This is a genomic window from Aquiflexum sp. TKW24L (assembly GCF_023502205.1).
GTDB lineage: Bacteria > Bacteroidota > Bacteroidia > Cytophagales > Cyclobacteriaceae > Cognataquiflexum.
On sequence record NZ_JAMFLG010000032.1, the window covers coordinates 24,436 to 50,071 of the forward strand.

The 25,636-nt window shown below is 41.6% G+C and carries 21 protein-coding genes; 3 read left to right on the forward strand and 18 right to left on the reverse strand.

Annotated features, from left to right (window positions below; translation table 11 throughout):
- Positions 1-83 precede the first annotated feature (83 nt).
- A complete protein-coding gene (locus tag M3O96_RS17235) occupies positions 84-1,571 on the reverse strand; it encodes a RagB/SusD family nutrient uptake outer membrane protein (protein WP_249722587.1) in 1,488 nt (495 codons plus the stop codon).
- 11 nt (positions 1,572-1,582) lie between these two features.
- A complete protein-coding gene (locus tag M3O96_RS17240; RefSeq protein WP_249722589.1) occupies positions 1,583-4,597 on the reverse strand; it encodes a SusC/RagA family TonB-linked outer membrane protein in 3,015 nt (1,004 codons plus the stop codon).
- Between the two features lie 400 nt (positions 4,598-4,997).
- Here M3O96_RS17240 and M3O96_RS17245 point away from each other — a divergent pair, with 400 nt between their 5' ends.
- A complete protein-coding gene (locus M3O96_RS17245; protein ID WP_249722590.1) occupies positions 4,998-6,014 on the forward strand; it encodes a LacI family DNA-binding transcriptional regulator in 1,017 nt (338 codons plus the stop codon).
- 10 nt (positions 6,015-6,024) lie between these two features.
- Here M3O96_RS17245 and M3O96_RS17250 read toward each other — a convergent pair whose 3' ends face one another.
- From M3O96_RS17250 to M3O96_RS17295, 10 genes are all read right to left on the reverse strand, one after another.
- Positions 6,025-7,092 (reverse strand): aldose epimerase family protein, encoded by a 1,068-nt coding sequence (locus tag M3O96_RS17250; protein WP_249722591.1) that lies wholly within the window; start codon positions 7,090-7,092, stop codon positions 6,025-6,027.
- A gap of 39 nt (positions 7,093-7,131) precedes the next feature.
- Positions 7,132-8,157: a LacI family DNA-binding transcriptional regulator gene (locus M3O96_RS17255; protein ID WP_249722592.1), complete on the reverse strand. Its 1,026-nt coding sequence runs from the start codon at positions 8,155-8,157 to the stop codon at positions 7,132-7,134.
- Positions 8,158-8,184: 27 nt separating this feature from the next.
- A complete protein-coding gene (locus tag M3O96_RS17260; protein ID WP_249722593.1) occupies positions 8,185-9,165 on the reverse strand; it encodes a M28 family peptidase in 981 nt (326 codons plus the stop codon).
- Positions 9,155-10,645, reverse strand: coding sequence for a cysteine--tRNA ligase (gene cysS, locus M3O96_RS17265; RefSeq protein WP_249722595.1), 1,491 nt, complete (start codon positions 10,643-10,645; stop codon positions 9,155-9,157). The genes M3O96_RS17260 and cysS overlap by 11 nt, the downstream gene beginning before the upstream one ends.
- 153 nt (positions 10,646-10,798) lie before the next feature.
- Positions 10,799-11,134 carry a type II toxin-antitoxin system RelE/ParE family toxin gene (locus tag M3O96_RS17270; protein ID WP_249722597.1) on the reverse strand — a complete coding sequence of 112 codons (336 nt, stop codon included), beginning with the start codon at positions 11,132-11,134 and terminating at the stop codon, positions 10,799-10,801.
- The gene (locus M3O96_RS17275; protein WP_249722598.1) at positions 11,124-11,342 is read right to left on the reverse strand and encodes a DUF2683 family protein; all 219 of its coding nucleotides are present in this window, start codon (positions 11,340-11,342) and stop codon (positions 11,124-11,126) included. Before M3O96_RS17275 ends, M3O96_RS17270 begins: the two co-directional genes overlap by 11 nt.
- Positions 11,343-11,527: 185 nt before the next feature.
- On the reverse strand, positions 11,528-13,054 hold the full coding sequence (gene purH, locus M3O96_RS17280) for a bifunctional phosphoribosylaminoimidazolecarboxamide formyltransferase/IMP cyclohydrolase (RefSeq protein ID WP_249722600.1): 1,527 nt from the start codon (positions 13,052-13,054) through the stop codon (positions 11,528-11,530).
- 108 nt (positions 13,055-13,162) lie between these two features.
- Complete coding sequence (gene purN / locus M3O96_RS17285; protein WP_249722603.1) at positions 13,163-13,720, reverse strand: phosphoribosylglycinamide formyltransferase; 558 nt, start codon at positions 13,718-13,720, stop codon at positions 13,163-13,165.
- Positions 13,721-13,922: 202 nt separating this feature from the next.
- A complete protein-coding gene (locus M3O96_RS17290) occupies positions 13,923-14,795 on the reverse strand; it encodes a geranylgeranylglycerol-phosphate geranylgeranyltransferase (RefSeq protein ID WP_249722604.1) in 873 nt (290 codons plus the stop codon).
- An 88-nt stretch (positions 14,796-14,883) separates the two neighbouring features.
- Positions 14,884-16,308, reverse strand: a complete 1,425-nt coding sequence (locus M3O96_RS17295; RefSeq protein WP_249722605.1) for an aminopeptidase P N-terminal domain-containing protein — start codon at positions 16,306-16,308, stop codon at positions 14,884-14,886.
- 171 nt (positions 16,309-16,479) lie between these two features.
- Here M3O96_RS17295 and pafA point away from each other — a divergent pair, with 171 nt between their 5' ends.
- Complete coding sequence (gene pafA / locus M3O96_RS17300; RefSeq protein ID WP_249722606.1) at positions 16,480-18,123, forward strand: alkaline phosphatase PafA; 1,644 nt, start codon at positions 16,480-16,482, stop codon at positions 18,121-18,123.
- Between the two features lie 254 nt (positions 18,124-18,377).
- On the opposite strand, the gene M3O96_RS17305 is transcribed toward pafA, so the two are convergent.
- Positions 18,378-19,541, reverse strand: a complete 1,164-nt coding sequence (locus tag M3O96_RS17305) for a homogentisate 1,2-dioxygenase (protein ID WP_249722607.1) — start codon at positions 19,539-19,541, stop codon at positions 18,378-18,380.
- Positions 19,542-19,666: 125 nt separating this feature from the next.
- Positions 19,667-19,858, reverse strand: a complete 192-nt coding sequence (locus M3O96_RS17310; RefSeq protein ID WP_249722608.1) for a CsbD family protein — start codon at positions 19,856-19,858, stop codon at positions 19,667-19,669.
- An 84-nt stretch (positions 19,859-19,942) separates the two neighbouring features.
- On the opposite strand from M3O96_RS17310, the gene M3O96_RS17315 reads away from it, so the two are divergent.
- Positions 19,943-20,743, forward strand: coding sequence for a glycoside hydrolase family 16 protein (locus tag M3O96_RS17315; RefSeq protein ID WP_249722609.1), 801 nt, complete (start codon positions 19,943-19,945; stop codon positions 20,741-20,743).
- Positions 20,744-20,954: 211 nt separating this feature from the next.
- Here the strand turns inward: M3O96_RS17315 and dinB are convergent, their stop codons facing one another.
- The 4 genes from dinB to M3O96_RS17335 form a co-directional block, all read right to left on the reverse strand.
- Positions 20,955-22,145 (reverse strand): DNA polymerase IV, encoded by a 1,191-nt coding sequence (gene dinB / locus M3O96_RS17320; protein WP_249722610.1) that lies wholly within the window; start codon positions 22,143-22,145, stop codon positions 20,955-20,957.
- Positions 22,146-23,053: 908 nt separating this feature from the next.
- On the reverse strand, positions 23,054-24,619 hold the full coding sequence (locus M3O96_RS17325; RefSeq protein WP_249722611.1) for a calcineurin-like phosphoesterase C-terminal domain-containing protein: 1,566 nt from the start codon (positions 24,617-24,619) through the stop codon (positions 23,054-23,056).
- 311 nt (positions 24,620-24,930) lie between these two features.
- Complete coding sequence (gene brnA / locus M3O96_RS17330) at positions 24,931-25,167, reverse strand: type II toxin-antitoxin system BrnA family antitoxin (protein WP_241126102.1); 237 nt, start codon at positions 25,165-25,167, stop codon at positions 24,931-24,933.
- Positions 25,139-25,399 carry a BrnT family toxin gene (locus M3O96_RS17335; RefSeq protein WP_249722613.1) on the reverse strand — a complete coding sequence of 87 codons (261 nt, stop codon included), beginning with the start codon at positions 25,397-25,399 and terminating at the stop codon, positions 25,139-25,141. The genes brnA and M3O96_RS17335 overlap by 29 nt, the downstream gene beginning before the upstream one ends.
- Positions 25,400-25,636 lie beyond the last annotated feature (237 nt).

Sequence of the window (25,636 nt, forward strand, 5' to 3'; positions counted from 1 at the left end):
TCAGAATTGAAACCTAGTTAGACAATCCTTAAAGGAAGCCCTGAGATGGAAAAATCTCACCTCAGGGCTTAAACTTTGAATGATTAATTCCAATCTGGATTTTGCTCCAAATTCGGATTGGCCATAACCTCATCCAATGGAATTGGGAAAAAACGGTGCTTTGGTTGGGGTGTCCTTGTTGGAAACACATTGTTTGTGGCCAAAGGAACCAAAGTCAAAAACTTCCCTGTCCTTGTCAAGTCATACCACCTGTCAGCTTCGGCAAACAATTCCCATGATCTTTCCTGGATTACCGCATCCACAAATTGGGTTATAGTCAAACCGGGAGTTAAGTCTCCAAGCTTTGCTCTTCTCCTAACTGTGTTGATATAATTGTATGCTTTTGCTGTGGCTCCATTTGCAGCCAAGGCCTCAGCTTCAGCCGCGATAAGATACACATCGGACATTCTGATAATCGTCAAATTGGTTTCGTAAGCCCCTCCGATTGAGTTTGGATCCCGGAATTTTCTGACCAAAACACCTTCAGTAGTAATGGGAGTGATGCCTGCCTGAGGTACTACCACGCCACTTCTATTGATATAAGAGGTTGCAAGAAGTTTTCTCCTGTCATCTGCCGGATCGAAAGAATTATAAAATTTTTGGTAGGCAAAAGCAGATCCAAATGAAGCGTTTCCGTATTCTACCCCTGCGCTATTTGGGGGTCCAAAAAGTGCATGAACCTGAGCTGTCCTACCTGGGACAGCCCTTATGCTTTCAAATGACCATATGTTTTCAGCTCTAGCCAAAGTTTCTTTTGTCGCATCAAAGACATCTTCAATGTTGTCCAATAGCCTGTAAGTTCCTGCATTAATTACTGACTCAGCCATCTGTAAGGACTTGGGATAATCCTTATTATACAAAGCTGCTTTGGCATAAAGTGCCATGACAGCTTCTTTGGACGGTCTCCCAAATTGAGGGACTTGCTGACTAAATGAGGGCAAAGCCAACATAGCAGCATCTAGGTCAGAATATATTTGGGCATAGACTTCAGGTATTGTGCTTTTCCCATTATAAACTTCGGATTCACTTGTACTTGGTTTTGTTTTAATTATAACCTCACCAAAATTTTTGGTCAGCATCCAATGATAAAAAGCACGGAGAAAATGTGCCTCACCCAAAATGGCCGTTTTTCTTGCTTCATTCATGGTGATTTCAGGAACTTTGAGTAGTACCCAATTCGCCCTTTCTATCCCCGTGTAGGATGATCTCCACACTTGAACAGGAGATTCGAATTCTCTGGAGAAGCTTTTCTGGGCAGAGAAATTTGGATCATAAGTAAATAAGGTGTAAGTATCTCTGGCAACGACCGGTCTGGGATAAATCTGGTCAGTGCTGAAATCTACCGCATGGACAGCCGCACTATACATGGTGGCAATTGGGTCATAAGCAGAAATAAGGGCTGTCTCTGCATCACCGGGAGTTTTAAAGAAGTTTTCGGTGGTGATATTGGAAAAAACTTCCTCTTCAAGCTCACATGAAATCAAACCGATTCCAATGAGTGAAATAAAGGTATGGATTATGAATTTTTTCATTGTCTTGTGATTTAGAATGTGATTTGGATTCCCCCGATAAACGATTTGGCTGTTGGATAAACGAGGTTATCTATACCTATAGCAGTATTAGAACCACCAAATGTATTGACCTCAGGATCAAATCCGCTATAATCGGTTATGGTCAATAGGTTGTTGGCACTCACATAGAATCTCAGTTTTGAAATGCCTTTGAGATTGAGAAGAGAATATCCCAATGTGATATTTTTCAACCTGACAAAGGAACCGTCTTCCAGAAAACGATCAGATATCGGCAATCTTCCTCCTTGGAAGCCACTTACAAATTCCTGGGAAGGATTGGTAGGCGACCACCTGTCCTCTAAGCCACTGAGGACATTTCGCTGTCCGAGCGGGTTTTCGAAAGTATACCTGCTGATGTTATACAAGTCATTTCCTACAGAGCCGGAGACAAAGAAGTTGAGGTCAAATGCTTTGTATGCGAAATTGCTCGTAAATCCAAAGATAAAATCCGGATTTGGATCGCCTGTGATGACCTGGTCAAGATTGGAAATCACACCGTCATTATTGACATCTTTTACTTTATGCCCTCCAATTCGCCCACCTGAACCTGGCAATATCTGATCCCCTGTTTGGTGAATGCCGTCAAAGACAAAAGTTTTGAATACACCGAGAGGCAACCCGACTGAAACTACACTGTAGGGAGTGACAAACTGCTCGTCCACATCACCATCAAGGCCGACCACCCTGTTTCTGTTGAAAGACATGTTTCCGGAAACATCCCATCTCAAAGCTTTATTCACGAGATTGGCATTGATGGCTATTTCAAACCCTTCATTTTCCAATTCAGCAAAGTTGCCAATAATAGAGCTGTAGCCTGAACTGATTGGTAGATTTTTCAGGTATAACAAATCCCTTGTGGTCCTATTATAGTAATCTGCGACCAAACTGAACCTGTCATCCAAAAAGCTCACATCAATACCAATGTTTGATTGGTAGGATTTTTCCCACCTGAGATCAGGGTTTGCGATTCCTGTCGGTGCAAGACCTGTTACAAATGCATTGCCTATGTTGTAGGAAGAGCCTGGTCCTACAGTTGCCAATGATTGGTATGGTGAAATAGCCCCTGAATTTCCTGTAATTCCGTAGGAGGCCCGAAGTTTAAAATCAGATATGACTGAGCTTGATTTCATAAATGACTCCTCACTGATTCTCCAGGCGCCTGATGCGGCCGGGAAAAAACCGTATTTGTTGTTTTTACCAAATTTGCTTGATCCATCTGCCCGTGCTGTCAAGTCAAAAAACAATTTGTCTTTGTAGCCATAATTGACCCTTGCCATATAACTGTCCAATCTTTCAGTAGCTCGAAAACTGCTTGAAGAAAAAATGGTGGCAACTTGAAGTGCTTCATTGGTGGTTGCATCATTGGGAAATCCGGCCCCTGTCGCTTGGTTGGTTCTTACTTCGTCCGATTGAGTGGAGAATAATCCAGTGAATCTCAGGCTATGGTCCGACCCAAACCTCTTGCTATAGCTGAAGATACTTTCATGCAGCAAAGTGCTTTGATCCCGGTTGAACTTCCTTCCGTTTCCCGAGGTAGAATTCCTGTCTCCAAGGGCAATTATTGAGATCGGGGAATAGAAATCGTTCAGGTCATTTCTCAAAACAGCATTGAATGAAGCGGTATAGGTAAAGCCTTCAGCAAGCTTTGCCTCTACATAAAGATTGGTCAAAACCTGCTGAATATTTGTCTTGTTCAGGATTTCTGCCAGTCCCAATGGGTTGGTCACTTCACGGTAGCCACCTGCGACCTGATCTCCAAAAGGCCATAATTTCCCATTGGCATCGTAAGGTTTTAGTGTCGGAGGTGCACCTAAGGCAGCGCCTACTATGCTTGTAGTGATTGCGGCACCGTCCAAGCTTGTTGATCCCGTAGGAATGGTGTTGTTGATGTTTTGACTTCCCAGTATACTGGTACCTACTTTAAACCTATCATTGATTTTATGATCAAGGTTGATCCTTAGGGAATACCTTCTGAAATCAGAGCTGATAACGATTCCCTGTTGGTCAAAAAAGTTACCTGAAATGGCAAATTGGGTTTTTTCATTTCCACCCAATAAGGAAAGTTGATGGCTTTGGATAGGGGCATTTCTAAAAATTATATCCTGCCAGTTTGTTCCTTCTCCCTCGGCGTCGGGATTAGGGAATACATCTCTTTTATAGATCTCATTTTCCAATCTTGCAAATTGGGATGCATTCAACATTTCAATCTGCCTAGTGGGTTGTTGGATACCGTAATAACTGTCTAGAGAAAATACGGTCCTACCTGCGCTACCCCTTTTAGTAGTAATGATAACAACGCCATTTGCACCTCTTGCGCCATAAATAGCTGTGGATGAGGCATCTTTTAAGACCTCAACTGAAGCAATGTCATTTGGGTTGATAGTGGATAGGGGACTTAGGTCATTGACTCCACCTCCGTTGTTGAACTGTACTCCGTCAACGATAAATAATGGTTCTGAACTTCCTCTAATCGAGTTGGTTCCCCTTACCCTCACACTCACATTTCCCCCAGGTGCTGCAGAGTTTTGGACCACTTGAAGTCCGGCTACCCTTCCTTGAAGTCCTTGGGCGACATTGGCAACGGGTGTTTGCATGATTTCCGCAGATTTTACCGAAGAAATTGCTCCTGTAGTTTCAATTTTCCTTTGGGTACCGTATCCGACGATAACAACCTCACCCAACTCATCCAGATTGGGTACCATGGAGACAGAGATGGCATTCCTGTTATTTACGGTTGTTTCTTGGGTAAAATACCCCAAAAAAGAAATCACAAGAACCGATGAAGAATTGGGCGCACTAATAGAAAAATTGCCATCAATATCAGTGACCGTTCCTACTGTGGTTCCTTTAACCAGGATGTTGGCACCCGGCAATGGCAATTGTTTTTCATCTAACACCTTACCTCGCACCAATACCTCTTGGGCGGAGGCTGAGTGGATACCAATACTTATTAAAATAAGTATCAGCATGAGTAATTTTTGTTTCATAATTTGGTCATTTAGGTTAATTGTTAAGGTTCTGGGAAAATGTACTTAAGCACAAACCAGAATTATATTTCAATGTATGAACATTTGGTAAAATATAAATATGAAAAATCTTAAAAAAATAAATTATTATATCGTAAACGTTACCGATAACGTTTACATTTGAAAATTTGGCAATGATTTAAACGATTTGTTAATGATTTGATAATTGGAATTTTTCCATTTTTTCTTCTCTCGGGTAAATTCTTGTGGATTGACTTTATTTCGTAGGAGAGTAACCATTCAAATACATTGCGAAAAGGTGATAATGATGCAAAAAATAGATAGTATTACTGGGTAATTATTACTCCGAATTTTTTATTCCCGTAAAATTTCTAAATTAATTCATCAAATTGCTTGGGTCATGAAAAAAAGCATCACCATTAAGGACATTGCCAAGGAACTTAATGTTTCTACTGCAACTGTTTCTCGTGCTTTGAGAAATTCAAGTGAAATAAGTAAAGAAACCAAGCAAGCAGTGATGAAGATCGCCAAAGAGATGGATTATCATCCTAACCTTTTGGCGAGAAGTTTAATCAGTAAATCATCCAAAGTCCTAGGCGTAGTGGTACCGACCATTAACCGGCAATTTTGGTCCAATTCTATTTCTGGTATCGAAAGTGTCGCGTATAAAAAAGGCTATAAAGTGATGATATTCCAATCCGCGGAATCTTACCAAAAAGAAGTCGAAATTGTGGAAATCCTTGCCAATAGTATGGTGGATGGAATTTTGATTGCCTTTTCAAAAGAAACACAGGATTTTGCCCACATAGAGCATATTGTTGATAGGGGAATCCCGGTTTTACTTTTTGAACGGGTTTGCGATGCTCTTCAACTTTCCAAAGTAAAAACTGACGATTTTTTTGGGTCAAAAACTATTGTAAATCATTTGATAGAAAGGGGTAGAAAAAAAATAGCCTATATCGGGGGACCATTGTCATTGACTGTCTGCATGGATAGATTTTTAGGCTATCAGAGTGCATTGTCAGACAATAACCTTCCATTTAACCAAGACTGGGTTGTTGAAATTTCTGATTTCAATACTGACAATTCAAGCGAGGCATTTAAGGAACTTTGGAAATTAGAAAACAAACCTGATGCAGTTTTTTGCTTTGCGGATATTCTTGCGATAGGAGTTTTAGCCGTCTCCAAAGAATTGGGAATAAAAATCCCTAGGGATTTGGCAATTGCCGGATTTGGCAATGATGACATTACTAAATATGTCAGCCCTTCAATTTCCACAATGGCCCAGCCTTCATTTGAGATAGGTCAGCTTGCAGCACGGTTGATCTTGAAAGAAATCAACTCAGAGGAGGAAATTGATTTCATTTATAAAACTGAAATAATTAAACCAAACCTTATTGTTAGAGAAAGTAGTTGATTTCAAAAAATCACTCCGCTGTAAATACAAATTGTGTTCTAGACTCGAATATTTCTTCCGGCATAAGCAGGATTGATGGAAAATCAGGCTGATTGCAGGAGTCAGGGAAATGCTGCGTTTCGAGACATATGGCTGTTCTTTTACCATAAGTCACACCATTTTTTCCCTTAAAATTATTCCCCAAGTAATTTCCTGTATAGACCTGAATGCCCGGCTCGGTAGTGGAAAGTGTCAATTTTCTTCCTGATTCTGGGTCGTAAAGTACAGCACAATCTTCAGGCTGTTTCAGTACAAAGCAGTGGTCAATACCTTCTGCAATTTGCAATTGAGGGTGTTCTCTCTGAATTGGTTCTTGGATTGTTTTCAGGTTTCTAAAGTCAAAAGGGGTCCCGCCAACGTTTGCGATTTCACCTGTGGGTAAGCTGTTTTTATTCATGGGGAGGTAATTTTCAGCATCCACAAAGAATCCATGCTCCTCGATAGTTTTGGAGAAATCACCCGTTAAATTAAAATATGCGTGATTGGTGGGATTGAGGATGGTTTTCTTATCAGAACTTGCTTGATAGCTTATTTCCATTCGCCCTGTTTCATCCAAAGTGTAGGTTACCCAAATGTCAATGGTGCCGGGATAATTTTCCTCACCATCTTGGCTTTGATAATAAAAGGTAACTCCTACTGAATTTTGGGTTTCAAATGGTTCCGTCTTCCAAACCTTCCTATCCCATCCTTCCATTCCACCATGTAGGTGAATGCCATCTAAATTGGCAGGGAGCTCATAGGTTTTTCCATCTAAATGAAATTGGTTTCCGGTTATTCTTCCTGCAATCCTCCCTACTGTCGATCCGATATAGCAATAATGGTCCTGATAATCTTTTTGAAGGTAACCCTCCAAGGTATCGAACCCCAAAACCACATCCTCCATTTTCCCATTTCTATCCGGGATCAAAAGATGGGTCCAAGTTGCGCCATAGTTCATCACAGAAATCTCAATTTGGTTGGGAATGCTGAGAGTAAAAAGGTGGATTTCCTCTCCTTTGGGAGTAAATCCAAATGTCTTGGAGGTTAATAAAGGTTGCATAGTGGTTCAATTTGGATATAAAAAAAGCCATTTAAGGCTTTATGATTTTTTCTTGGTAGAATTTCGTGGAACAAGAGTGGTCAATAACACAAATGACTGTGGATCATCCGACACTAATTCTTCCAATTGGTCTAGCAAATGGTTAGCAGCAAGTTGGCCCATTTCATATCCTGGCTGTGATACCGTCGTCAAAGACGGCTCAACCACAGCTGAGGTAGGATTATTGGTAAATCCAGCAAGTGCGATTTGATCGGGGATTTTGATGCCCTTTTCTTTTAACACAATCATGACATCGACCGCCACAGGATCAATCATGGCAAATATAGCATCAGGTAAATCTCCGCTATCCAGCATATCTAATGTGACTTGTCGGTTCATCTCAAGTGTAAGATCTGTAAAATAAACTTTGCTGTCTTTTTCTGAAATGCCGTATTCCGCCAAGGCTTCCAAGTATCCCTCTTTTCTCTTTTTACTTATATATAAATCCTCCGGTCCCGAGAAGTAGGCAATTTTTTTACATCCCTGATCCAAAAGGTGCTTGACCACCAAATATGCACCATGGGCATCGTCAACCGTGATTTTGGAAACAGGGATTTCTTCAGTCACCCTGTCAAACATGATAAAAGGAATTCCCCGGTCATAAATGTCCTGCAGGTGCTCGTACGTTTTGGTTTCTCTGCTGAGAGAAATCAACAGACCGTCAACCTGAGAGGAAACCAAAGTCCGAATGTTGGCTTTTTCCTGATCAAAGGATTCATTGGATTGGCAAATCATGATGTTATAGCCGCGCTTGTAAGCGGTGTCCTGTATGCCGCTGATGTTGCTCGAAAAAAAGTGGGATGTCAATTCCGGCACTATCACGCCCAAAACCTTACTTCGGCTGATCCTGAGACTTTGTGCCAATAGGTTGTATTGGTAATTCATGCTTTTGGCCATATCCACGATACGTTTTTTGGTATCCGGATGAAGCTCGGGAGAGTCCTTCATCGCCCGGGAAACAGTTGAGACTGACACGCCAAGTTTTTTGGCTATCTCTTTCATTGTAACCTGGTGGCCTTTTTTCATGATTTGTTGGTGGGTTTTATGGGGTAATTATTCTTGATAAATTGTAAACAAGACAGTTTGACCAACGGCTTTCAATGACCTTTTATCAATGATTTCCATATTGTCCATATGGGTATGATGGTAACGACCGAATCCTGCCCTTGGAGAAAACTCTATAATATCTATCATTGGAATCCCTGCGTCACGGTTGACAAAAAAATGGTCATCGATGATTTCAGGAGCGTTTTCCATGATAAAGAAGTCTGAATATCCTAATTCTGAACCGAAATTCCACACTTTGTTTACAATGTTTTTGGCATATCGCATGGAATGGCCCTCTTTGTAAAACCTTGCCCCTTTGGCTCCAACAAGATCCACCAATATTCCATAATAAGCTGAATATCCTGCTTGGTGTGGATTTTTGGACCAATGTTGAGAACCCAGGCACCACCAAATCTGGGAATTGTTTGGCCTATTGGTATGCTCTGGTTCACCGTCATCCTCCCCATCAAAAAGGATAAAGTCTATTCCTATTTCAGGTTTTTGCTCAGAAATACTGATAATCCTGGCAATCTCCAAAAGCACACCAACGCCCGATCCGCCATCATTGGCACCATCTATAGGCTCGTCAATTCTTTCGGTGTCTTTGTCGGCAATTCGCCTTGTATCCCAATGGGCCGCCAATAAGACTCTTTTCTTGGCTGAAGGATTATAGGAAGCAATGACATTGGTTAGATTCCAGAGTTGGTTGTCATAGGTCTTGGCCTGAAAATCCTGGGTCTGAACTTCCAATCCAAAGCTTTCAAACTTTTGGACAAACCATTCTTTTGCTTTTCTATGCGGTTCTGTATTGGGAACTCTTGGGCCAAAATCTACTTGTTTTTGGATGTAGGCATAAGCAGAATCAGCCACAAAATCAGGAACAGGCTTATAGGTAACCTTGACCTGCGCTGTGTCCGTAGTCTTGTCACCGCCACAGGACCAAAAGAAAATGACTGCAAGAATGTATAATCCCCAATTACTCTTCATAAGCCCAATCGATTTTGTCTTTCATATCCTTGACCACAATTCCCAATTCCTTCAATCCAAGTCTTATTTCATCCACTTTGGCATAATTGCAGGCGGTTTTTGCTTCGGTATAAAGCTTTAGCAGAACATCTAAAAGTCCATGTTGGTTATTGGCAACTTCTTCTTTTAGACCCAATATTTTTTCCACAAAAATCACATAAGTCTGGATCATTTGGTCAAAGACTTCCTTGCCAAATAGGGCTACATTCATCTGACCTGTATAGACAGAATTGATTTTTTTCAACAAATTGAAAATATGACCAATGGCCTGCGCTGTATTGAAGTCATCTTCCATCGCACGATAGGCGCTGCTGATGCTGCTTTGGACCTGCTTGATCTGTTCTGTATCCAAAGCAATGGTATCGTCGGCTAAAAATTCCAGTTTCTTCGCAATTCTTAAACCATTGATAATTTTCTTATAACCTTTTTGGGCGGCTTTCAGGGCATCATTGGAGAAATCCAAAGTGGACCGATAGTGTGCCGTCAATATAAAATACCGGATTGTCATCGGGCTATAGGCTTGCTCCAGGAGTTTGTGGTCTCCGGTGAAAAGCTCCTGAAGTGTAATGAAATTACCCAATGATTTGCCCATCTTCTGCCCGTTGATGGTAATCATATTGTTGTGCATCCAATACTTAGCCGGATCCTGATGGTTGCAGGCGTTTCCTTGGGCGATTTCACATTCATGGTGCGGAAACATCAAATCCATCCCGCCTCCGTGAATATCAAACTGCTTTCCGAGATACTTGGAGCTCATTGCGGTGCACTCCAGATGCCAACCCGGGAAGCCTATGCCCCACGGAGATTCCCATTTCATCAGGTGTTCGGGAGAAGCATTCTTCCACAAAGCAAAATCAACAGAATTTCTTTTTTCACCCTGTCCATCGAGGTCGCGGCTTCCGCTGATCAACTCATCCAAAACCCGGCCTGAAAGCTTTCCGTATTCGTAAGTTTCATTGTATTTCAACACATCAAAATACACCGAACCATTGACCACATACGCCAATCCTTCTTTTAAAATATCTTCTACCAAGGTGATCTGCTCAGGAATATGTCCTGTCGCCCTTGGTTCAATGCTCGGTTTCAAAGTATTGAGCGCCTCCATATCACGGTGGTAAGTGTCCGTATATTGCTGCGCCACCTCCATCGGCTCCAACTTTTCCATTTTTGCTTTCTTGGCAATCTTGTCCTCGCCTTCATCCGCATCGCCTTGCAAATGTCCTACATCTGTGATGTTGCGGACATAGCGCACTCGATAGCCAATATGGGTAAGGTATCTAATGACAGTATCAAAAGTAATTGCCGGTCTGGCATGGCCAAGGTGTGCATCACCATATACGGTGGGACCGCAGACGTACATGCCAACAAAGGGAGGGTTGATCGGTTCAAAATCTTCTTTCTTGCGGGAAAGAGTGTTGTAGATTTTTAGATTATGGGTCATATATGATGGGTACGGAATACCAAAGAATAAAGGTATTTAAAATGAGGACGCAAAATAGAAAATAGAAATCGGGAATGAAAAGAATTGGGTTGGGATAAGGGTTTAATTAAGCTATTGTTGTTCCAAAGGCAAATGAATTCGATTTTACAATCCTTACTTAATCAAACCCACAGACTTCAACATTTCACTGAGAATTGATAACGGTATATTTTCAAATTCACTTTTGTCAAAAATGTGGATAAGGTAGATTTCGAACTTATTTGCAATCAAGAAATAAATCACACGGGCACCACCGGATTTCCCTTTGTTCTTTGATTTGATCGCTAGGCGGATTTTAAAAAGGCCGTTTCCTAAGGGAATTGCGTTTTTTGGATTGATTTCAAGTAACTCAATAAGTTGAGACAAATCATTTTTAAGAGATGGATATTTTTTTAAAAGTCTGTTGAAGTATCTCTTAAAATCCTCTGTGAGTAAAACTTCATATTTCATTTAAAAAATCTCTTGCTGACTGTTTAGGTAATTCACCCTTTTGGATTTTGTTGACTTGATTTAAACTGCTTTGGACTTCTGACAAGAATTCTTGATATTCTTTCTGATCGATTACCTCAAAATCAATTTTCAGGGATTTTAGAAATTCTTTGATAGCTTTTACCTGAGCATCATCTTTAGTAAACGCTTTAATATTTAAAGTTTGCATACCCACTCATTTTTTGAAATTCATTTTAAATATACGAAAAAAAAAAATTTTGGTGGTTCATGGATTAAGCAGGAAAGCATTTTAAAAGAAAAAAAATTACATTTTCTATAGTTCTAAAAAAGAAAAACCCTTCAAACTGACTAAAGTTTAAAGGGTTCATCCTCTCGGCTCTCGCTTCTCGCCTCTTAATGCTTGAAATGCCTCACACCCGTCATCACCATACTCATTCCATGTGCATCGCAAAAGGCGATACTGTCTTGGTCCTTGATGGATCCGCCTGGTTGGACGACAGCCGTGATGCCTGCTTCATGTGCGATTTCCACACAATCTGGAAATGGGAAAAATGCGTCTGAAGCCATCACGGCTCCTTTCAGCTCAAAATTAAAGGATTTTGCCTTCTCAATCGCTTGTCTCAATGCATCTACCCTTGATGTTTGTCCTACTCCCGAGGCAAACAATTGGTTACTGTTGCTCAGGATGATGGTGTTGGATTTGGTATGTTTGCAGACTTTGGCAGCAAATACCAAAGCGTCCTGTTCTTCGTCCGTTGGAGTGATTTTGGTCACCAACTTAAAGTCGGCTTTGGTTTCTGTTTTCAAATCTTTGTCTTGCTCGATGATGCCATTGAGCAAAGTTTTGATTTGCTTCATGCCCTCGATCTGTATTTTCTGCCTCAGAAGGATTCTATTTTTCTTTCCTTTGAGCAATGCCAAAGCTTCCTCGTCAAAAGATGGAGCGATCAACACTTCAAAGAAAAGGCTGTGCATTTCTTCTGCTGACGCAAGGTCCACGTTTTGGTTGGTGATCAAAACTCCTCCAAAAGCAGAAGTCGTATCCGCTTCAAATGCTTTCTTGTAAGCTTCCTGAACAGTGTTTGCTGTAGCGACACCACAGGCATTGGTATGTTTTAGAATGGCAAATGCCGTTTCTCCTTCAAATTCCGCAATCAAAGCCACCGCTGCATCCACATCCACCAAGTTGTTGTAGGAAAGTTCTTTTCCATTCAATTGGTCAAACAATGCCTCCATGTCTCCATAGAAATGAGCAGCTTGATGAGGATTTTCTCCGTAGCGCAAAGCCTTTGCTTTTGTTTCGGAGATTTTGAGGGCAGGGATATTTTCCGTTTGGTTGAAAAAGTTGAAAATATGGGTGTCATAATTGGAGGAAACCTGAAATGCCTGCGCTGCAAAATAACGCCTATCTTCCAAAGTCGTTGCGCCATCTTGTCGGCTTAGTCTTTCCTCAAGTTCAGCATATTGGCTTTTGGAGGCGATGATGACGACATCCTTGAAGTTCTTAGCGGCAGCACGGATGAGGGAAATTCCTCCAATGTCTATTTTTTCGATAATATCAGCTTCGGATGCTCCTGAAGCGACCGTTTCTCCAAATGGATACAAGTCCACAATCACTAGGTCAATGGCAGGAATATCAAACTCAGCAGCTTGAGAAATATCCCCTGAATGGTCTCTGCGGTGGAGGATTCCTCCGAATATTTTTGGATGAAGTGTTTTAACCCTACCTCCAAAGATGGAAGGATAACCCGTCAGTTCCTCCACAGGGATGACTTCAGCACCTTGTTGTTCGATAAAAGCCTGGGTGCCGCCGGTGGAGTATATGGTTACTCCTTGGGATTTCAATTGGGCAATGATAGGTTCGAGATTGTCTTTGTAATAGACCGAAATGAGGGCGGATTGTATTTTTTTGGTAGCCATGTTTAAATAAATCCCACGGACACACTAAGTCAAAAAGAAAATAGTGTGCAGAGAGGATGAGTTATATGGAGAATTTTTTGAAGTCGCAAAGGTAGGAAAACCAAGGGATTATAGCAGGCTTTCAATCACATTTGGGAAGTATTTGTGCTCGAGTTGGTGGACCTTGTGGGCGATGTCGTCAGGGCTATCGGTAGGACTCACCGATACAGCGGCCTGAAAGATGATTTTTCCTTCGTCATAATGTTCATTTACCAAATGGATGGTAATGCCTGTTTCGGCATCCCCTGCATCTTTCACCGCTTGGTGTACATGGGCACCGTACATGCTTTTTCCTCCATAATTTGGCAAGAGGGCAGGGTGGATGTTGACGATTTGATTTGGGTAAGCTTGAATGAGATTGTCAGGAATTTTGAGAAGGAAGCCTGCCAAGACTACCAAATCTATCCCCAAATCTTGGAGTTGGTCAGTCAGTATTCCGGCCTCAAGTTCTGATTTTGAAAAAATGATTGTAGGAACCTGGAATTTCTTAGCCCTTTCCAATACAAATGCGTCTTTTTTGTTTGAAGCCACAAGGACCACTTGGCCTTTTGAGGAGTTTTGGAAATACTCCATGATCTTTTCGGCATTGGTACCGCTACCGGAAGCAAGGATGGCTATTTTTTTCAAAGTTGCTAGGTTTTTTTGAAGCTGTAAAAATAGAGGATTGGTGTCTAAAATTCCTTTTTAATCCTAGAATAAATCATCCCAGGTTTTTTCTGATAATTATTGTTCTGAACCCAATACAATTTTAACCCACAATTGTCTTGAACTCAAAACAATTTCTAATGTCTTGCTTCTCAAATCTCAAATCTCACGTCTCAAATCTAACCTACAAAAAAGCCATGCTCAAAATCCCGGTGAACATCAGCATTTTGGAAAGAATGCTCAGTTGGGTGAAATGAGCTTTGCGGTCAGCCATGTATATTTTGTACATAAAGATGAAAAAGAGGATGCTCAAGCCCCCAAAGTAAAAATAAAGCTGGGTATTATTGATCTTGAAAGTAACTATCAAAATAGCACTGATAAAACAAAAGGCGATCGTAAAAATGATCCTTTTGGTATTGCGGAAGCCAAAAACAATTGGAAGCGTGCGGCAACCGTGTTTTCTATCGCCTTGCCGGTCTTCGATGTCTTTGATGATTTCTCGGATCAGGTTGATGAAAAAAGCGAAAATGGCGTAAGTGAGTACCAATAATTCTGATTTTTGATAATAATAACCTATCATCCAAATGGCAGTCCCCGTCAGCAATGCCACGGTGAAATTTCCAATAAAAGGCAACCGTTTCAAGGAATTACTATAAAGCCAAAGTAAGAACGAAGCGATGAAGTTGATCAACGCAATTCTTGGACTGACAATCAGCCCGATCCCGACGCCGGTGACATTGAGGATAGAATGGAGAAAAATAGCCATGCGTCTTTTCATCCCCTTGCCAATAATGACTTCATCAGGTTTGTTGACATAGTCTATTTTGACATCATAATAGTCATTGATCATATAACCGGCAGCTGTCAGGATGACTGTAGAGATAATGATCAGATAAAGGTTGATATCTTGTAGGACAGGAAGTCCCTGTCGGGTGGTCTCTACCAAAAAATACGCCGTCATCAGCTGTGCAAAAGCCACAATCACCAGATTGAGTGGTCTGCTGATTTTGAGAAGACTCCAAAAGGAAAGTCTTTGGGCTTTGGTTGTGGCGTTCATAGTTCAAAATTAAGAGAAAAAGGTCAGGAACTTGGATAAATTCCTGACCTCAATCAACTTTATTTTAAGCCGTTAGGTTTTCGCTATTTTACTTGGTGCCACTCAAAACGGGAAGTCCTGTTTTTTGGAGGAGGCCATCTTCTTTCATCAATTTTTCGATGTCAGCTATTTTTCTGGGTACAAATTCACTCAGGTTTTCATTACCATCCTCGGTGATCAGGATATTATCTTCGATCCTAATGCCGATTTTCCACCATTTGGGATCTACCGGACTTCCCTCAGGAATGTAAATACCAGGTTCTACAGTCAAAATCATACCGGGTTCCAATATACCGTAAGCACCTCTGTCATGTACATCCAAACCAAGATGATGGCCGATACCGTGGGGAAAATAGGGATGGCGTTCACCGGCTTTGACCAAGCCCAACTTGATAAGTCCTTCGTCTATTACCTCACTGGCAGCGGCACCGACATCTCTGAAATCGCCGCCGACTGTACAAGCCTTGGTGCCAGCTTCTAAGGCTTTCAGGACAATTTCATAAATCGCTTTTTCCTCAGGAGAGAAAACACCCTTTACCGGCGCTGTCCGGGTAATGTCGCCGGAATATCCTCTGTATTCTGCTCCGACATCCATCAAGACAACTCCTTCTTTAAGATCGACCACGCCATTGTCTACATAATGAAGGATGGTAGAATTGTTGCCCGAACCGACAATAGAGCCATATCCTACATATTCTGCCCCCATGGCTTTGTGCACAAATTCGTGTACACCTTGGATTCCTCTTTCGGTAGTGCCGGGTTGGATCGAACGAAAGGCTTCCATATGTCCATAGCCTGAGATGGCTACTGCTTTTCGTAAGATCTGGATTTCTTCCTCAGTTTTGATCACTCTCAATCTTTCCATTATATTGTTCAGCGCTATGTCAGCTGGCTTCAAAGGCGTGGAATGGGCCGATCTCAATGCAGCGACCATTGCTTTCAGAGGATTGTTGTAATCATTTCTTTCAATTTCACCGAGGTCAAAAGAAAAAACACTTTTCAACTGCTTGAGGTCTATTGCGGGAGTTTTGAGAAAATTTGAATAAAGATATACATGCTCAAATCCGAGATTTTCTTTGACGCCTTCCACACCGAGTCTTTCACCGTCCCATTGTTCCTTTGCAGGATCTTTGGGTTGGATATAGATGATTTCGCTGACTGATTTGCCATCGATGGTTTGAGGTGTTTTGAAGACGATCAAGGCAGAATTTGGTTCCCTGAAACCAGTGAAATAATAAAAGTCGGAATTTGGTCTGTAGGTGAAATCAGTGTCGTTTGACCTGTTTTTGACCGGATTGTTAAAAAAAACTGCAGCTGAGTTTTCCGGCAAAAGATTTCTTAAAGCCTCCCTTCGGCCTTTGTGGAATTCGGGGCTTAAGCCATCATTGAAAAAAGATTGGGCAATGAGGTTGTTTTCAGATAAAAGGAAAGTAATTAAAGCAAAAAGGAAAATAAAGGTGAATTTATTCTTCATTGAATGTTAACATTTGATTAAGCTGGAAATATAGGGTCCCTTTTATCAAAAAGTAAACCAGTCATGAAATATTGAGTCACATCCCTGTCAATTCTATACCTCTTAACATAAAGGTAAAAAGCTCCCAAATTTGAAATCCTTATATTCGCCTAAATTTAAATCCATTTGAGAATGAAAAAATTGATAGCCGTTTTCATGTTTGTACTTTTTAGCCTTCCGGCATTTGCCCAAAACCAAAAAAATGCACCTGCTTCCAAACCTAAGATTGTCGTGGGGATTGTGGTGGATCAGATGCGGCAGGAGTATTTTTACAAGTTTCAGGACAGGTATACCGAAGGTGGATTCAAGAGGTTGATGAGAGACGGCTTCATGATGAAAAATGCGCATTATAATTATATTCCAACATACACCGGACCAGGGCATGCGTCGATCTATACAGGGACAACACCGGCTACACACGGGGTTATTGCCAATGATTGGTATGTAAGAAGATTGAACAGAACAATTTATTGTGCTGAAGACAGCACTGTCAATGCAGTCGGAGGTTCGGTTGAGAATGGGAAAATTTCTCCAAGAAATATGTATTCAACCACTATCTCGGATGAATTGAGATTTGCATCAAACAAAAGGTCCAAAGTGGTGGCTATTGCCATCAAGGACAGGGGGGCATCTTTGCCTGCAGGGCATTTGGGAGATGCTTATTGGTTTGATAGCAATACCGGTAATTTTATGACCTCGACCTATTATTATGACTCTTTGCCGGCGTGGGTGCAAAAATTCAATGAAAGAAAGTTAGCAGACAAGTACCTATCCCAAAAATGGGAAACCCTATTCCCAATAGATACTTATAAGCAGAGCATTGCAGATGATAATGATTTTGAGGGGCCGTTTATAGGACAAGAGAAAACAGTTTTTCCATATGACCTGCCAAGTCTGAGGGAAAATAACGGCGGATTTGGATTGATTTCGGTTACACCTTTTGGCAATACCCTTACATTGGACATGGCATATGCTGCCATCGAAGGTGAGAAGTTGGGAAAAAGTGGAGAGACCGATTTGTTGGCGGTAAGCTTCTCTTCACCCGATTACATCGGACACCGTTTTGGACCGACGGCTGTGGAATTGGAAGACAACTACTTAAGGCTGGACAGGGAGTTGGAGCAATTTTTTAAATACTTGGACAAAGAATACGGGAAAGATGAATACCTCGTATTCCTGACAGCTGACCATGGAGTTGCGGATATAGTGGAATATATGTTGAGCGAAAACGTGCCTGCGGGCAATTTCAACACCCGCTATATCTTAACCCAAATGCGTGGATTTTCTATTTTGAAATATGGTGAAGGCAATTGGATTTCAAATTTTTCCAATGAGCAGGTTTTTCTAAACTATGATCTCGCAAAGGAAAAAGGAGTAAACATCGAGGAAATGCAGAGGGATCTTGCTGAATTTTTGTTGAAGTTTCCGGGAATCAAAGAAGTCTATACTGCAACAGATATGCGAAGAATGGACTATTTGACAGGAAGGAAGTCACTTCTCCAAATGGGGTATAACCACAAAGCTTCAGGAGATTTGTTGCTACTCCTCGAACCCGGTTGGTTGAGCAGTTCATATAGAGGCACGACCCACGGGACAGGATATACTTATGACACCCATGTGCCTATCGTATTTATGGGATGGAATGTTCCACAGGGGGAAAGTTCAAGATATGCGACCGTGACAGACATCGCTCCGACACTTTCCATGATGCTTGATATCCGACTTCCAAACGGTGCTACCGGACAGCCGATATTGGAAATAGTGGATAAGAAATGATCTAAAAAGATAGATATTGGGATATTTGGATAATATCTGTCCATAGACCACAGTCGACAGTCCATAGCCACTTCAATTGAACCTAACTCCGAGTCTTAAATGGTTAAGGAAAGAAAGTGTAAATACATAACTAGGATATTTAGATTTAATCATTTTCAAAAAAAAAGAACAGCTTCCCATTTTTAACGGGAAGCTGTTTTGATTTCAAAACCTACTCAATTAACCTTTAACCAATTAACCAAATAACCATTAACCTACTCCTTCCAAGACATAGGATAATTTGGATCAACAAATTCAAGACCTTGCGTAGTGACCTGCAAAGGTTTGAAAGTGTCAAGCATCACGGCGATTTCTTCTGTGGATTTTGCACCGATGGATTTTTCAACAGTTCCCGGATGCGGGCCGTGAGGAAGTCCTCCCATATGGATGGTGAAGGAACCCCGGTCAATTCCTTTTCTGCTCATAAATTCTCCCTCGGCATAATAGAGCACTTCATCCGAATCGATATTGCTGTGGTTGTAGGGTGCCGGAATGGCTAAAGGATGGTAATCAAAGAGCCTTGGAACAAAAGAACAGATCACAAATCCCCAAGCCTGAAAAGTCTGATGTACAGGGGGCGGTTGGTGGATTCTTCCTGTAATGGGTTCAAAATCATGGATCGAAAGTGCATAAGGATATAAATAACCATCCCATCCGACAATGTCTAAGGGGCTGTGTCCATAAGTATAGGGATGGAGCATTCCTCCTTTTTTGATTTGAACGAGGTAATCACCTTTTTCTGATTCGATCACCAATTCACTTGGCGTGCGGATATCCCTTTCGCAGTAGGGAGAATGTTCCAACAATTGCCCGACTTCATTTCGATATCTTTTGACAGTTTCGATCGGACCTTGAGATTCGATCACCAATAGTCGCAGTGGTCCTTCTTCTTTCCATTCAAACCTGTAAATCGTAGTACGGGGAATGACGATATAATCTCCTTGTCTTACTTCCAATTTTCCAAATTGGGAATACATCACACCTTCCCCATCATGGACATAGATCAATTCGTCCCCATCCGCATTTTTGAAGAAAAAGTCCATTTTACGCTGTTCGGGTGTGCAAATGCCCATCATGACATCATTGTTCATCATGAGCATTTTGCGTGCTGAAAGGTAATCCTTACCGGTAATGCCCACTCCGGAGGTTTTTAGATGCGTCTGTTGCAGTCCATGGGCTTGGGCCGGTTCCCATGAATAGGGTGTAGGTTTACCGATGGATTTGACATCATTGGGATTGTAGATATGGTAAAGGTTAGAATAGATACCAGAGAATCCTTTGGAGCTGACCAGCTCCTCTTTGTATAGGCTGCCTTCGGGCTGTCTGAACTGTGTATGTCTTTTTGGGGGAATATTCCCCAATCTGTGGTAGTAAGCCATTTGTATTTGGGTTTATGTATCCAGCAAATTTAGAAAAAATGAAATACCATTCTTTGTGGATTAGAATTAAAGTCGGGGCAAAAAAAAAGAGCGGCTTGTGCCGCTCTATCTTGATTTAGTATTTTTCAGTCTTTTCCAAAAAGGAATTGGGTTAGTTCGTCTTTTGCAGCTCCTGTTTTCTTTTGCAGCTTCCCGAGAAGTTGATCTTCCTGCCCTTCAGCATAAACAAGGTCATCATCTGTGAGTTCCCCATATTTTTCTTTTAATTTACCTTTTAACTGGTTCCAGTTTCCTTTAAGCTTTAGGTTCTCTGACATGATAGTTTTAGTTTAGGTTCAACATAAAATATATAATAAATTAAACAAAGACCATTCCAAAAGACAAAGTATAAAATATTTACCATGAAAAATGTTATTAAAACAATTCCAATTCTGTTGTTATTAGCCTGCGAATCTAATAATATAGATCAAAATCTTGTTTGGTCAGATGAATTTGAAAATGAGGGACTTCCTGACCCCAAAAAATGGGGCTATGATGTCGGTGATCACGGTTGGGGAAATAATGAACTCCAATATTATACCAAAGAAACCCTTGCCAACGCGAGGGTTGAAAATGGCAACCTCATCATAGAGGCTCATCAAGACAGCACGTTTTCTAAGGCTTACACTTCAGCACGATTGGTTACAAAAGGTAACGCCTCGTGGCAATATGGCTACATTGAGATCAGGGCAAAGCTACCCTCCGGCTTGGGAACGTGGCCGGCGATATGGATGCTGCCCGAGGAAAGCAAATACGGTGGATGGCCCAAAAGCGGCGAAATCGACATCATGGAGCATGTAGGCTATGACCAGGGGACTGTCCACGGGACCGTGCACACCGAAGCATTCAACCATAGGATTGGAACCCAGATGGGAGCAACCAAATCAGTGCCTACCTGTTCCGAGGCATTTCATACCTATGCCATTGATTGGCAGGAAAAGAAAATTGATTTTTATATCGACGGAGAGCTGTATCACACTTTTGTGAATACAGGAAAGAATACCGCCGAATGGCCATTTGATATGCCATTTCACCTGATCATGAATATTGCTGTCGGGGGAAATTGGGGAGGCAGCAAAGGTGTTGCCGGGGATATTTGGCCGCAAAGAATGGAAGTGGATTATGTGCGGGTTTATAAAGAAAAGCCGGAAAAAGTTAAATAGGAAGAATTGAAATCCTAAGCAGGATCAATTCATCCAATTTGTTTCTAATCCGCTTTTAAACATGTAATTTTTCGGTTACGATCGAAGAATTACATGTTTATTTTCGGTTAGGAGGAAAAGCTTCATAAAGAATCAAAGTTTCAAACCGTTCTAATCCACAACCGATTATTTTTTCAGACAATATTTAACTACTTAGGAGTAGAAGAATTCCTCACATCGCCACCCCATTAAAAGGATTGAACCGCCTTCTGCCTACGGACATGCCAATGGCACGGCAGACGGTTTTGTCGCCGTACCTTGTATTGAGGCGGTCGAGGGCTTGGTAAAGTCGGATCTGCTCCTGCGTATCTTCGAAGAGGTTGATCTGGTAATTGCCATGAACAAGGTGGCTGAAGCGCACCCCGATCAGGCGGATCAGCATACGGCGGTTGTACAGTTTTTTGAACAATTCCTTCACGATCGGGATCAGTGTATGGTCTGCAGAAGTGTAGGGCACGCGCTGCTGTACAGTATGTGTGTCAAAATCCGAGTACCGGATCTTCACACTCACGCAGGCGGTCAACTGCTGCTTTTGGCGCAGTTTGGTGGAAATCTGCTCGGTCATGGCGATGAGGTTGGCTTCGAGCATCTTGACATCGATGGTGTCTTGCTCGAAGGTATTTTCGGTCGAAATGGACTTCGCTTCGGAATAGGGCGTCACGAGCGAGCGGTCTATGCCGTTGGCTTTTTCCCAGATCATGGTGCCGTTTTTACCAAAAGTGGCTTCCAGCAGTTCGGCGGGCATGACCTGTAGGGTATGCACTTTTTTGACTCCCATATTGTACAAGGTGTGCGAAGTTTTTTCCCCGATCATAGGAATCTTGCGGACGGATAATGGCGCAAGAAAAGGCTTTTCCATCCCATAGGGAATTTCCTTTTCATTGTTGGGTTTGGCTTCTCCGGTGGCTACTTTGGAGACAGTTTTGTTTTCCGAAAGCCCCAAAGAAATCGGTAGCCCGCTTTCCTTTATGATCCTTTGGCGGAGTTCATGTGCCATCTTGAAGCAACCAAAAAACCTGTCCATACCGGTGTAATCGATATAAAACTCATCGATGGAGGACTTTTCAAACAGCGGCACATCCTCCCGGACGATCTCGGTGATTTCATGGGATTTTTGGCTGTACTTCTCAAAATCACCCCGGATGATCAGCGCCTCCGGGCAAAGTTGCCGTGCCGTACGCATGGGCATGGCAGAGTGCACACCAAACTTCCTCGCCTCGTAGCTGCAGGAAGCCACGACTCCCCGATCTCCCGAACCGCCGATGAGAATGGGCTTTCCATTCAGCCTGCTGTCATACAGCCGCTCTACCGATACAAAAAATGAATCCAGGTCCATGTGGACAATACTCCTCTTCCTTTCCATACTATGTCAATTTAATAAACATTTTAATGTTTATAATTTAAACATATTTTCAATACCAAAAAGGAAGAAAAATGAAGGTTTCCCGGAAATTCAAAAATACTGTGACAATTTCCTGTAGCATCCTTCTGAGTTTTCAACATTTGTAAAATGCTTAGAATAGGAATGACGATCGAATTCCCGTCATCCTGAGTTTTTAACAATTTTAAAAATGTTCAGAATGGGGAATGACATTTTGGAATATTGAGGTTGAATAGGAATAAGCCCATTCACAAATAAATGCCGAGCAAAAAATCGGCTTTAGCCAAAACAATGAGATTGGATTTATGAAGGTGGATAGGATTTGGCTAAAGCCGGGGAGATCGGTGCTTTTATTTCCCCTCCAGCTAAAGCAGGAGGAAATTTAATCGAAAAAATAAGTTTTATTGAAATCAGAATCAAGATATCCTAAGATCCGGTGATGTCATTGGTAACCGTAGCCTGCGAAGGTGAAGAATCTCTCTTAACTGAGACATTTCTCCGCCGCGGCGGAGAAGTGTGACGGGCGCAAACAAGTCATTGGAGGAATAAAAAAACACCCCAAATAGGATTGGGGTGTTTTTGGCGATTTTCAATTATCTGAGATTATTATTGACAATGGGTTCTAGTATTAAACTTAAAATTCACCTCATAATATCCATCAATATCCAATATCAATCAATATCCAATATCAATCAATATCCAACCAGCAGGTATCCATCAATATTATACCCTCAAATGCAAGAAGCTATGAAAATTATACTAAACGCTGATTTCTGAACCAGTATCAATTAATATCTAATATCCATCAATATCCAATTTTAATTAATATCTAATATCAATCAATATCCAATTCCAATTAATATCGAATTGATCTATGGATTCGAGAAACCTTATTCTGCAATCCTAAACGTTTTGGTTCCGGTATGTTTTTGACCAAACATGTCCGTGGCCTCGACCTCGATGGAGTGCTCTCCCAACTCTAAGCCTGAAGATATGGGAGCCCTCCACAGGTGGTCCGTGCGAGCGGCATTGGAAGGCCTTCTTCCGTCAAGGAGTGTTTCGGTGGTATCCCATTCGAAGATTTTGAGCAAATAAGAAGGGTCGTAATCTGTGAGGTTGGTCATTTTTCTCCATTCGCCATTGTCGATCCTGTAGCGGACTTCATCATTGGCAGTGCCCATAAAGAAGTTAACAATAATCCCCGTGGAGGTTCTTTTTCCCTTCTCCAATACTTTCGGGGCAAAAATTTCCATCTGATAGGTAGCGGGTTTTCCGGCGGCCTTGTATCTCGCTTTGTATTGGTTGCCTTCAAAATCCATGAACACATAACCGTTCGGCGAACCGTCACGCATGGTGGATTCGGGCACGCCGCTTTCTCTCATCCTTCCGCTGTACCAATCTCCCGAGGGAGTGCCGATGTTATAATGGTGATGGGCTTTGCTTTGGTTGTACCCTTCCTCTTTTCCGAAGAAAGTCTGCTTCTGATAATGCGTATGTGCGGAGAGCGACACAGTATTTGGGAAATCCGACAGCAGTTCCAATAGTTTTTCTCTGTCTTCGTCTCGGTAGCTTTCTCCCTCTTCAAACAAGGGGATGTGCATGAATACCACAACCAATTTGTCTTTTGGGACTAATTTGAGGTTGTTTTCGACAAACTTTAACTGATCTGGCCTTAACCCTCCCCAATATCCCTGTCCATCTCTTGGATCAGGGTAGAGGATATTTTCCAACACCATAAAGTGGACATCACCTTCATTGAAAGCATAAGTAGCGGGGCCAAAAAAGGATTCAAAAGTCTCATCTGTCAGCTCGTCTGTCGGCGCGTCAAGGTTCATGTCGTGGTTTCCCATAACCGAAAACCAAGGCACACCGACTTTTCCGATCGCATTTGCATAGGCCGGGTACAAGGACAGGTCATCTCCGGCGATATCGCCCACCGAAATCCCAAAGCGGATTCCTTGAATGCCGGCGACTTCATTGACTACCCCTTTTTCAAAATACCCCATCTCAGTCATGTTGTAAGGCTGCGGGTCTCCGAATACCAAAGCAGTAAAGTTGCTTTCGGACGTGGACGGTAAAAGTCCGAAATCCACTGATTTGGGCAACGCTCCTGTCGGACTGACTCCTGCATATTTCAAGTTGGTGGGAGAACCTTTTGGCTTATGGCTGTAAAAGAATCGGGGAAGGTTGTTTTCGGTTTTTGGCAGGGCGTAATCTGACGGCTTGATCACAAATATGGTTTGGTCTTCCTTTATTGGAAGTACATATTGACCCTTGTCATCTGTTTTGACTACTTCTATCCCATTGGATACGGATACATTTGAGAGTCCTTTTTCACGTCTATCCTTTTTTCCGTTTGCATTGAGGTCCTCATATACGTAGCCAGTGACTGTGTTTTGGCCATATCCAGACAAACTCAACAAAGAGAGTCCGATGAGTAGTATGTATTTTTTCATGGTTGGATTGGATGTTTATTTTTCAAGTCATGAAATTAAGCCAATCATGCGAGGAGTATATTATTTGGAAGTTATCGTTTTATTATCAAAGGTGTTAATTAGGATTTTTCTGTTTCCGGATTGAGCTTATTAAACTGTTTTTTTCTTATTTGTATACACGCAATGATGCCGGTGAATTGTAAATTCAAAATAATTTACGGCAGGATTCAGAGATGTCCGTTACATCAGTCTTCCGACTTCGGTCTCCCTGGGAGGTCCAAATCCGGAGACTTGAACCAAAGGAGTAAAAGGAATTGAGTCTTGTGAAAATTCTATGTCTCCTTCAATTTCTCAGATATAAAAACCTTGATAAGACTTTGTCGGGTAATCCCTAATCGTTGGGCTGACTTATCCAACTCCTGAACCATCCATTCTGGAAAATCCACACTTACTCGCTTAGGCTTTAATCCTGGTCTGCTTGCCTTTTCTAGATTCAAAAAACCTGATAAATCCTCATTATCCTCAAACTTTTTGTCAAATTCAGCTGCTGTAATAGATTGCTCTTTCATTTTCTCTTGATTTTCTTACCGAAATTATTCTTGTAATATCATTCCTGATGGTGAATATAGCCGACCAAATACTTTGATTGAATTTGGCAATTAATAAAAAGCGTTTTTCATCTACTGTTTTTGCCGGTATAACTATCCTGTTTGGATCATCCCATAATTGCTTCGCTTGATTAAAATCAATGCCATGTTTAATTCTATTTAATTCACTCTTTTTAGGGTCGAATTCAAACATTACTTTAATTAAATCAAGTTAAAGTTGATAGCTTATCAAAAATAGTAAAAACAGCTTAATTACCGTTACTTTTTTGATCATTCTTAACCATTTCCAAATTTCTATATTCATCATGTAAACAAACACTCAAGCTGAAAATTTGAATCCAATTCTTAAGAAGATGGTACCCTCCAAGTCTTGAGACTTGAACCATTCAATCAGAAGATGCCAACTTTCAAACCTTGAAACCTTCCAACA